The sequence below is a fragment of the Alcanivorax sp. genome, from assembly GCF_002733835.1.
Lineage (GTDB): Bacteria > Pseudomonadota > Gammaproteobacteria > Pseudomonadales > Alcanivoracaceae > Alcanivorax.
Window position 1 is genome coordinate 88,663 of the sequence record NZ_NVWY01000030.1, and the last position, 10,719, is coordinate 99,381.

Annotated in this window: 10 protein-coding genes; all 10 read left to right on the top strand. The window is 60.0% G+C overall.

Translation table 11 applies throughout. From position 1 onward, the window contains the following. The first annotated feature begins 9 nt into the window (after positions 1-9). Entirely contained in the window at positions 10-1,926 is a 1,917-nt protein-coding gene (gene mrdA, locus COA55_RS11585) for a penicillin-binding protein 2 (RefSeq protein ID WP_290502313.1), read from the top strand. Continuing rightward, positions 1,923-3,068, top strand: coding sequence for a rod shape-determining protein RodA (gene rodA, locus COA55_RS11590; RefSeq protein WP_063519116.1), 1,146 nt, complete (start codon positions 1,923-1,925; stop codon positions 3,066-3,068). Before mrdA ends, rodA begins: the two co-directional genes overlap by 4 nt. Before the next feature lie 85 nt (positions 3,069-3,153). Next, on the top strand, positions 3,154-4,239 hold the full coding sequence (mltB, locus tag COA55_RS11595; protein ID WP_231880515.1) for a lytic murein transglycosylase B: 1,086 nt from the start codon (positions 3,154-3,156) through the stop codon (positions 4,237-4,239). Beyond that, the gene (locus tag COA55_RS11600; protein WP_290502314.1) at positions 4,236-5,165 is read left to right on the top strand and encodes a septal ring lytic transglycosylase RlpA family protein; all 930 of its coding nucleotides are present in this window, start codon (positions 4,236-4,238) and stop codon (positions 5,163-5,165) included. Before mltB ends, COA55_RS11600 begins: the two co-directional genes overlap by 4 nt. A 236-nt stretch (positions 5,166-5,401) precedes the next feature. Then, complete coding sequence (locus COA55_RS11605) at positions 5,402-6,562, top strand: D-alanyl-D-alanine carboxypeptidase family protein (RefSeq protein WP_063519113.1); 1,161 nt, start codon at positions 5,402-5,404, stop codon at positions 6,560-6,562. Between the two features lie 152 nt (positions 6,563-6,714). Beyond that, positions 6,715-7,599, top strand: coding sequence for a D-amino-acid transaminase (dat, locus tag COA55_RS11610; RefSeq protein WP_063519112.1), 885 nt, complete (start codon positions 6,715-6,717; stop codon positions 7,597-7,599). Positions 7,600-7,611: 12 nt separating this feature from the next. After that, positions 7,612-7,881, top strand: coding sequence for a DUF493 domain-containing protein (locus COA55_RS11615; protein ID WP_063519111.1), 270 nt, complete (start codon positions 7,612-7,614; stop codon positions 7,879-7,881). Positions 7,882-8,075: 194 nt separating this feature from the next. Next, on the top strand, positions 8,076-8,387 hold the full coding sequence (locus COA55_RS11620) for a hypothetical protein (protein WP_290502315.1): 312 nt from the start codon (positions 8,076-8,078) through the stop codon (positions 8,385-8,387). A 363-nt stretch (positions 8,388-8,750) separates the two neighbouring features. After that, complete coding sequence (gene lipB / locus COA55_RS11625; RefSeq protein WP_290502316.1) at positions 8,751-9,464, top strand: lipoyl(octanoyl) transferase LipB; 714 nt, start codon at positions 8,751-8,753, stop codon at positions 9,462-9,464. 60 nt (positions 9,465-9,524) lie between these two features. After that, positions 9,525-10,502, top strand: coding sequence for a lipoyl synthase (gene lipA, locus COA55_RS11630; RefSeq protein ID WP_290502317.1), 978 nt, complete (start codon positions 9,525-9,527; stop codon positions 10,500-10,502). Positions 10,503-10,719: the final 217 nt, after the last annotated feature.

Consider the following 10,719-nt stretch of genomic DNA (forward strand, 5'->3'; position numbering starts at 1 on the left):
GACGCCAACATGCGCCGACCATTAACGCTGAAAGACCATCACCACGAACAGCGCATTTTCAGCGTGCGCCTTGTCGTGGGCGTTTTTCTGGTGCTGCTGCTTACTGGCATACTGATTGGGCGCATGATCTGGTTACAGGTCATCGAACATAACCGCTATACCACCCTCAGTGACAATAACCGGGTTCAAACCCAGGCCGTGGCCCCGCCCCGCGGGCTGATTACCGACCGCCACGGGGAAATCCTTGCCGATAACCGTCCCGACTTTTCCCTGGAAATCATCATTGAGCAGGCCGGAGACCTGGATCAGCTGCTGATCGAGCTGGGCAACCTGATTGAGCTGGATGAAGGCGACCGGGAGCGTTTCGAGAAGCGCCGCCGCACCGCCCGCCGCCCCTGGGAACCGGTGCCGCTGCGTGGCCGGCTCACGGAAGAGGAAATTGCCCGTCTGGTGGTCAACCAGCACCGGCTGGCGGGCATCCGCATCTCCGCTGACCCGATTCGCCACTATCCCCACGGCATTCTGTTTTCCCACGTGCTGGGCTACGTGAACCGAATCAACGTCCAGGACCTGGACGCCATGACGCTGGACCAGCAACGTAACTATGCCGGCACGCATTTCTACGGGCGCAGCGGCATCGAACGCTTCTACGAAGACACCCTGCACGGTGAGGTGGGCTATCGGCAGGTGGAAACCAATGCCCGTGGCCGAATTTTGCGCGTGCTGGAAGAACAGGCACCGGTGCCGGGCAAACCTTTGCGCTTGCGCCTCTCCATGCGGGTACAGCAGGCCGCCTACGATGCCCTCGGCGAGCGTCGCGGCGCCGTGGTCGCCATTGACCCCCGCGACGGCAGCGTGCTGGCGTTCGTCAGCCGCCCGGGCTTTAATCCCAACCTGTTCGTCACCGGGATTTCCTACAAGGATTACTCCGCCTACCGCAACGACCATGACAACCCGCTGTTCAACCGGGCCTTGCAGGGGCGCTATCCCCCCGGCTCCACCATCAAGCCCATGTACGGGCTCGCCGGGTTGGATGCCGGGGTGACCAACTGGGAACGCACTATTTTTGATCCCGGCTACTATCAGCTGGAAAACGATCCTCACCGCTACCGTGACTGGAAACGCTGGGGCCACGGCCGGGTGGATCTGCGCCTGGCGGTGGTGCAATCCTGTGATACCTACTTCTACGACATGGGGTTCAAACTGGGCATCGAGCGCATGCACCGTTACATGAACCAGTTTTCCCTGGGCCAACCCACCGGTATCGATCTCTACAACGAATCCAGTGGCATCATGCCCTCCAAACAATGGAAAAAGGCAGCCCGCGGCCGTCCCTGGTTCCACGGCGACACCATCAACGCCAGTATCGGTCAGGGGTTTGTCCTGGCGACGCCGCTGCAACTGGCCAACGCCACGGCGATCATGGCCAGCCACGGCAAGCAGGTCATTCCTACCCTGGCAGGCGACCACCAGCCAGTGGAACGAACCGACATCGTTCTGAATGATCAGGACAACTGGGAAAAAATGACCGAAGCCATGGTCGGTGTCACCGAGCTCGGCGGCACCGCACGTGCCATGGCCTCAGGGGCGAAATACGACATTGCGGCAAAATCCGGCACCGCCCAGGTCTTCTCGGTAGGTCAGGACGAAACCTATAACGAGGACGAGCTGGCAGAGCGCCTGCTGGACCACGCCTTGCTGGTATCGTTTGCACCCGCGGAAAAGCCGGCCATTGCCGTGGCCGTGCTGGTGGAAAATGGGCGCCACGGCGGCTCTACCGCCGGGCCAGTGGCTCGCCAGGTCATGGACGCCTGGCTGCTCGATAAAGAGGGAGAACTGAAGGTGCCGCCGGTATTCGCCAACACCCCGGCCACCCCACCCTCCAATACTGCCGACGACGATTCGGATCAAGAGAATCGCCCATGAGCCAGCGCGAATTTATCCGCCAGATGCCCGGCCAGACCGGGGCCACCCTGTCTCCGGGGCTGGCGGTCCGCCTGCACCTGGACCCGCCGCTACTGGTCGGCCTGTTGCTGCTCATGTTCGGCGGGCTCACCGTTCTTTACAGCGCCGGCGGCGAAAGCATGGACCTGGTGGTGCGCCAGTGCATTCGTTTTGGTGCCGGCCTTACCGTGCTATTCCTGTTGGCCCAGATTCCACCCCGCAGTTACCGGTTCTGGGCCCCGGTGATTTACTCCATCGGCCTGGTGCTGCTGATACTGGTGCTAGTCATCGGCACCGAGGCGAAGGGCGCCCAGCGCTGGCTTTCCATTCCCGGCGCGGGCCGCTTTCAGCCGGCGGAGGTCATGAAACTGGCCGTGCCCGCCATGGTCGCGTGGTATTTCACGGAACGCACCCTGCCCCCCAAACTCACTGACGTCATTGCCGCCCTGCTGTTGCTCGGGGTGCCCGCCATGCTGATCGGGCTGCAACCGGACCTGGGCACCGCCATTCTCATCGCGGCCAGCGGGCTGGTGGTGCTGTTCATGGCCGGGCTCTCCTGGCGGCTGATCGCCGTGGCGATCATCATTGTGGTCACTGCCGCGCCGCTGATGTATTTCTTCGTGATGCACGATTACCAGCGTAACCGGGTCGATACCTTCCTCAACCCGGAAGCCGACCCCCGTGGCACCGGCTGGAATATCATCCAGTCGAAAACCGCCATCGGCTCCGGCGGCGTCAATGGCAAGGGCTGGCTCGACGGCACCCAGTCGCGGCTGGACTTCCTGCCGGAATCGTCCACTGACTTCATTCTCGCGGTACTCAGTGAAGAATTTGGCCTGGTTGGCGTCAGTATCCTGTTGATGATGTACCTGGTGATTGTCGGTCGCGGCTTCTTTATCAGCTGGCAGGCCCAGGACACCTTTGCCCGGCTTCTTGCCGCCAGCCTGGTGATGACATTTTTTATTTATGTTTTCGTGAACATTGGGATGGTGTCAGGACTCCTACCTGTCGTAGGTGTTCCCTTGCCCCTGATCAGCTATGGCGGCACCTCGGTTGTGACACTGCTGGCCAGTTTCGGCATGTTGATGTCGATTCACACCCACCGGCGGCTGATGAGTTACTGAACGCGGGGAGTGGACCGCCCGGTTTTTCGGGCGTCTCACCTCGACAGCACAGCCCATGGAAATAATGAAAACAGGAGATTCCCCTTTGCGTCGTTTCTATTCATGCATGCCAGGCATTGTTTGCTCCGGCACTCTTTACTCGACACTTGTGGCCGCCGCCCTGACCTTCACGGCCCTGCCGGCCCAGGCCGAACATACCTGCCCGGAAAACAACGACTACCTGCAGCGTGAACAGGCCAAGACCCTGATTGCCGAGCTGGTTTCCCAGGGGCAGGACGAAGACCGGGTGCGCGACGTCCTGGGCAGTGCGCAATGCCAGCCCAAGATCCTCGAATCCATAGCGCGGCCGGCAGAACACACCCATACCTGGGCGACCTACCAGAAAATTTTCCTGCAGGAGAGCCGGGTACAGAAAGGCGTGGAATTCGCTCACACCCACGCCGACACCCTGACCCGTGCAGAACAAACCTACGGCATCCCCCGGGAAATCATCCTCGCCATCATCGGAGTGGAAACCCGCTACGGGGACTACATGGGCACCTACCGAGCGGTCGATGCCCTGACCACCCTGGGCTACGACTACCCGCCTCGGGGCAGCTTCTTCCGCAAGCAGCTCAAAGCCTTGTTCGAACTGGAGCATAACGCCCACATCGATGCCAAAACCATCACCGGCTCCTACGCCGGCGCCATGGGCTACGGCCAGTTCATCCCCACCAGTTACCAGGCTTATGCGGTGGATTTCGACAATGACGGTGTCACCGATCTGGTCAACAACCCGGTGGATGCCATCGGTTCCGTTGCCAACTATTTCAGCGAGCACAACTGGAAACCCGGGTTGCCCGTAGCCGCCAGAGCACACCTGGATGGCGCCGGTTACGTGCCGCTGGCCAAAAAAGGGTACAAGCCATCCTTTACCCTGGCACAGGCCAACAACGCCGGCGTCTCTGCGCTCAGCTGCAACGATGATCGACTGGTCAGCGAATACTGCTTCGACCTGCCCGCCAGCACCCGGGTCGCCCTGCTTGATCTGGAAGGCACCGACGGTGCGGAGTTCTGGCTGGCCACCGACAATTTTTATGTGATTACCCGCTACAATCACAGTCGCCTGTACGCCATGGCCGTGCTACAACTATCACGACAACTGGCGGCCGCACTGGAGGATAGTCAATGAAGCGTCTGGCTTGTGCCGTGATCACCTCCGCGTTCCTCGGGGCCTGCGCCACCGCTCCGGGGCCCGCTGGCGACAGTGCCCCACCCGCCGTCAACAACGATGCGCCAGGCTCGGACCGCTACAGCCTGCAGCAGGACACCGCGCCGGAAGAGCCCCGGGATGTTTCCCGGCTGCCGGAACCGGTGCCCAAAAAGGAACCCCGCAGTCGCTACGGCAACCCGCAATCCTACAGTGTGTGGGGCAAGACCTATCAGGTGCTTCCCCAGGCGGACGGCTACGTGGCAGAAGGCAAAGCCTCCTGGTATGGCCAGAAATTCCATGGCCATCGCACCTCCAGTGGTGAACCGTTCGATATGTACCAGTTCACGGCCGCCCATCGCAGCCTGCCCTTGCCCACCTATGCCCGGGTCACCAACCTGGATAACGGCAAAAGCCTGGTGGTGCGCGTCAACGATCGCGGCCCCTTCCACGAGGATCGCATCATCGATTTGTCCTGGGCCGCTGCGGTACGCCTGGGTATAGAGCAATCCGGCACCGGGCGGGTACGGGTCGAAGCAATCAGCAGTCAGCAACAACCCGATGGCCCCAGTAGTACCGTGCCCACGGCCGTGCGTGCTGCGCTGGACAGTCCACCTCCTTCAGCAGCGAACGACAACGCCAGCGCCAAAACGGACACCGCCGACAATGGCGCCAGCAAAGGCGGTAGCCTGTTCCTGCAAGCAGGCGCCTTCTCAGACCGAACCAGCGCACAGCGACTGCAACAGGAACTTGTCAACCAGCTGGGGGTAGACGCCCGGATACAGCACTCTGACGGCGACCTGTTCCGGGTCTGGATCGGCCCCTACGAGAGCAACCAGCAGCGCCAGCAAGTGCGAGAGACAGTAGCCAACGCCGGTTTTGACCGCCCCATGCCCGTCAACCCCTGAAAACGCCCATATCAGCCGTTTCCCCGGTTAACAGGCCATCCCCAGTCCTCTAGAATGCAGCCATCAAGTGATGGCATAACGCAATTTGATGGCTTTATGGAATTTTTTGCCTTTTTCGTGTCCAACTACCCCTTCGGGCTCTTTCCCGGGCGGCGCCATGACACGACCGGCGCATTACTGATTCCCTGAACCATCCAAGAGAGACCATCCAAGGACAACCAACAGGCAGGATACCCATGCGTCCCCAGTTTTTCCGCTTTACCGTTTTTGCTCTCTGTGCCTTGCTCGGCACCGCCCTTTCCTTGCAAGCCCAGGCACAAATGGTCCCCCGTGCGCCGCAGATCGAAGCCAAGGGTTACCTGCTGATGGATGCCGCCAGCGGCCAGATCATCGTCGAACATAATGCAGAGCAGCGTCTGCCGCCCGCCAGTTTGACCAAAATGATGACCGCCTACATTGCCGAAGAAGAGCTGCAAAAAGGCAACATCGCCGAAAAGGACATGGCGCCGATCAGCGTTCAAGCCTGGCAAATGGGCGGCTCGCGCATGTTTGTCCGCGAAGGTACCCGTGTCTCGGTGGGGGACCTGCTGCGCGGCATCATCATCCAGTCCGGTAACGATGCCAGTGTGGCCATGGCCGAATACATTGCCGGCTCCGAGGATGCCTTCGCCGACCTCATGAATCAGCACGCCAACCGTCTGGGCATGGACAGCAGCCACTTCATGAATGCCACCGGCTGGCCGGCGGAAAACCATTTCACCACCGCCAAGGACATGGCGATTCTGGCCCGGGCTATCGTGCGCGATTTCCCCGACCACTATGACTTGTACGCCAAAAAGGAATTCACCTACAACGGTATCACCCAGCAGAACCGTAACCTGCTGCTATGGCGTGACCCCACCGTAGACGGACTGAAAACCGGCCACACCGACGAAGCCGGTTACTGCCTGGTGTCTTCCGCCAAGAAAGACAACATGCGACTCATCGCTGTGGTCATGGGCACCGCCTCCGAAAGCGCCCGTGCCCGCGAATCCCAGAAACTGCTGACTTACGGTTTCCGCTTCTTCGAAACCTACAAGGCATATAGCGCCGGTGACGTGCTAGACACCGTGGATGTGTGGATGGGTAAACAGGATCAGCTGCGTCTGGGCCTGGCGGAAGACCTGGTACTGACCATTCCCCGCGAAAGCCATGAAAACCTGAAAGCGGAAATCAGTGTCACCCCGCAACTAAAAGCCCCTATCCTGGAAGGCCAGCAGTACGGCACCCTGACCGTGAACATGAACAACGAGGTGCTGGTCAAGAAGCCCCTGGTCGCACTGGAACCGGTCGAAGAAGCGGGTATTTTCACCAAGCTCTGGCACCATATTCTGCTGTTCTTCAAAGGTCTGTTCTGATAACACAGAACGCTTGATGCCAGGCGCCTGATGCAATAGAAAACCGTCGCAGTCCGTCTCGTCCTATCGAGCCGGCACTGCGCCGGTTTTGCATCCAGGCCAGGCAGGTGCGCTAGACTGGTACCGTCACTCTCACGTCGAGCCCTTTCACCATGCCCCAGGTTTATCTCAACGGCCGCTTTATGGCCCCCGAAGACGCTCAGATCTCCCCGATGGACCGGGGCTTTCTGTTTGCCGACGGGATTTACGAGGTTATCCCTGCTTATAACGGCGTGTTGTTTCGCTTCGAAGAACACCTGGCTCGTCTGGAGCGGTCCCTGGCCGAAGTGGAAATCCACAACCCCCATAGCCGCGCACAATGGCGCGCCCTGTGCGAGGAATTACTGCGCCATAATGGCGACGGCAACCTCTCGGTTTACCTGCAAATCACCCGCGGCGCCGCCGAAAAGCGCGACCATGCGTTTCCCTCTCCTGCCGTCACCCCCACCGTCTTCATGATGACCAGCCCGATCGCCGTGCCCGCCGCCAACAGCCCGGACACCGCCATCGGCGCCAAAGCGATCACACTGGACGATATTCGCTGGGCCCGGTGCGACATCAAATCCGTCTCCCTGTTACCCAACAGCCTGCTCCGCCAACAAGCGGTAGCCGCTGGCGCGGCCGAGGCCATTTTGCTGCGCGATGGCTTTGTCACCGAAGGCTCGGCCAGCAATGTCTTTGTGGTCAAAGACGGCAGCATTGCCACCCCGCCGAAAAGCCACGCCATTCTCGGCGGCATCACCCGGGACCTGGTGGTAGAGCTGTGCCATCAACACGGGCTAGCGCTGCAAGAGCGGGAAGTGACCGAAATGCAGCTACGCAAGGCGGATGAAATCTGGATCACCAGCTCCACCAGGGAAGTGGTACCCGTGACCCACCTTAACGACGCTATAATAGGTAACGGCCAGCCAGGCCCCCAATGGAAGACCCTGGCCCGGCACTACGTTCAGCATAAACGCCGGCTTTGCGGGCTTGATACCCCCGAAACACGAGACTGACAGGAGCAGCCCATGGCTATCCAGGAACACCTGTGGGAATTTCCCCATGACATGCAGTTAAAGGTCATGGGCGCCGTTGACGCCCCCCTCGAGGACGCCCTGATCGAGATTCTGACCACTCATTTGGATGATTTTGACGCTGACAAACACCTGAGCAGCAAACCCAGCAGCAAGGGCACTTTCATCTCCTTTACCGCGCAGGTCACCATGCGCAACCGGGAGCAGGTGGAAGCCATTTACAAGGCACTCGACGAATCACCCCACGTGAAAATAACCCTGTAGCGTCGACTTTTCGCTAAACGCCACAACCGCAAGCCATCAGTGCACACAACCACTGTGCACCGGTTCGCATATTGGCATTACACTGCGTTACTCGCCGTCACAGCCCGACACCGAAGCCCCACCAAGCCACCATAGGTTTGGAACGAACGTCCCCGTAATGTTGACCGCATAACAACAACACGGGGATCACCACCATGAAAATACTGTCACTGCTTTGTCTGTGCAGCTGCCTGCTGGTACTCACTGCTGTTGAAGTGCAGTCCCCCTCCCCGGATCACGTCAGCGCCCGCTCCCCCGCGACCAGCGCCATATCTGCCTCGGAAAACATCATTCCTGCCATGCCACGCAGCCCGGATATTCTGCAGAGTGTTCATGGCACCCCGGTACATTTTGACGCCTTCCAGACCATCAATCTCAACGATGATGACGACATCGAATTCGGCATCAGCGTCCAGGAACTGAATCTGCATCTTGTTAACCAGCGGACAGGTAATCGTCTGATCTAAGTAAGGACACTTCTGGTTCATTTGTTGTTACCCCGTGAGGGGTCTGCCTTCAGCCCGGCGCTTTGCCGGGCTTTTTTATGGCGCTTTGCGGCCGCAACACAAATGCAGTAGGAGTCTCCTTCCAGGGGACGAACCACCCTGCAAAGCGGCAAAACGCTCGATTCGCCTTTTAACCGGTGATCATTAATCGCTCCGCTCATACTTCAGCCTCTACGGGGCTACGTGCGTATCCTCGCTTCGTTCGGTTCGTCCCCTGGAAGGGAACCCCTACAGCGTCTTCGTAGACCGGTCGATGTCTTAATTCCATCAAACGTAGCTCGTCGCTTCTGGTGTGCGGCATGTAGCAAGCCTTATACTTTCCCCATGGACGCACTGATTCGCTACTTCCCCCGGGTTGACTACCCCCCCTGCTGGCAAGCCATGCGTGACCTCACTGATCATCGCGACGCGCAGCAGAACGACGAGTTGTGGGTGCTGGAACACCCCCCGGTCTTCACCCTGGGCCAGGCGGGCAAGCCCGAGCACGTACTCAATGCCGGAGAGATTCCGGTGGTGAACACCGATCGCGGCGGACAGGTCACCTATCACGGCCCCGGCCAGACGGTGATTTACCTGATGCTGGATATCAAACGGCTGGGGCTGGGAAGCCGCGGGCTGGTGACTGCTATCGAGGAAGGCATCATCGATTTTCTTGCCAGCCTGGGTATTGAGGCCGTGAACCGGGATGACGCCCCCGGGGTCTATGTGAACGGGGCCAAGATCGCGTCCCTGGGGCTGCGCATACGCCGTGGCGCAACCTATCACGGGCTCGCCATCAACCGGGACATGGACCTGGCGCCCTGGCAGCGGATCAACCCCTGCGGGCACGTGGGCCAGCCCATGACCACCCTGCAAGCGCAGGGCGTCAATCTGGGCCGCCACACCATGGAACAACAACTGGTGACATTATTAGCCAAACGTCTGGGCCTGACGCCCCGGACAGCGCCCCCACCAGACTGGTACAATGCACTTCAGGAGAACGCCATCACTGACAGCGATCCTGACAGTGCCCTGGCAGCACCGTCCCCACGACGGTAACCCACAGACACAGATGCCTGCCCCACCCTTTCGGCAGCACCCGACGGCAATGGAAACCCCATGAGCGAACAGGCCCAAGCCAAACGCAAAGTGCAAATCGGCGACAAACTGCGCGGCGCCGACAAGGTCCGCACCATCCCCATGGTCAACGAAGAAAGCGGCTATCAACGCAAGCCGGACTGGATTCGTGTGCGGGTTCCCGCCAACGGAGAAATCCAGCGCATCAAGTCGCTGCTGCGCAAACAGAAACTGCACACCGTTTGCGAAGAAGCCGCCTGCCCCAATTTGCCCGAATGCTTCGGCGGCGGCACCGCCACCTTCATGATCATGGGGGACATCTGCACCCGTCGCTGCGCATTTTGCGATGTGGGGTTTGGCCGGCCCAACGCCCTGGATGGCGAAGAACCCCTGCACCTGGCAGAGTCGGTGGAAAACCTGGGCCTGAACTATGTGGTGATTACCTCCGTGGACCGGGACGATCTGGCTGACGGTGGCGCGGAGCATTTTGCCGAATGCATCCGCCAGGTACGCGCACGCACCCCAGATACCCGCATCGAAATTCTCACCCCGGACTTCCGCCCCTGCCTGGATACCGCCGTGGAGATTCTCGGCGAGACCGCACCGGACGTGTTCAACCACAATATTGAAACCGTCCCGGAACTGTACAAGCACATCCGTCCGGGTGCCCGGTACCAGCACTCTCTGGATCTGCTCAAGCGCTACAAGGCGCTGCGCCCGGATGTGAGCACCAAAAGTGGCATCATGGTGGGGCTGGGCGAGACCTTCGAACAGGTCATCAATACCATCAAGGATCTGCGCGCCCACGACGTGAACATGATCACCATTGGCCAGTACCTGCAGCCGAGCAAGCATCACGCCCCGGTGGAACGCTTCGTGCACCCGGACGAGTTCCGCGAGTACGCCCGCGTCGCCAACGAGCTGGGTTTTACCTCAGTAGCCTCCGGCCCCATGGTGCGCAGCTCCTATCATGCTGATTTACAACACAAAGGCATCGATGTGGGCCTGCACAAGCCCTGATCCCCCGGCCGTCCCCACCGGGGCGGCCGCTTAAATTTACATTTCCCACACTTGCGGCCCACTGACCCGGCCCCGGCTTTGCATTACGCTAGGGAACCTCTAAATAACTCTTTGCGTACTCAGTCTTTCAGGCTGGTTCGCAATCTATACCCCATTCGGGGCACAGAGGGCGCGCTTTTGAAGGTGTCCCCTAACTGGGATCGAGATATGTCCATCC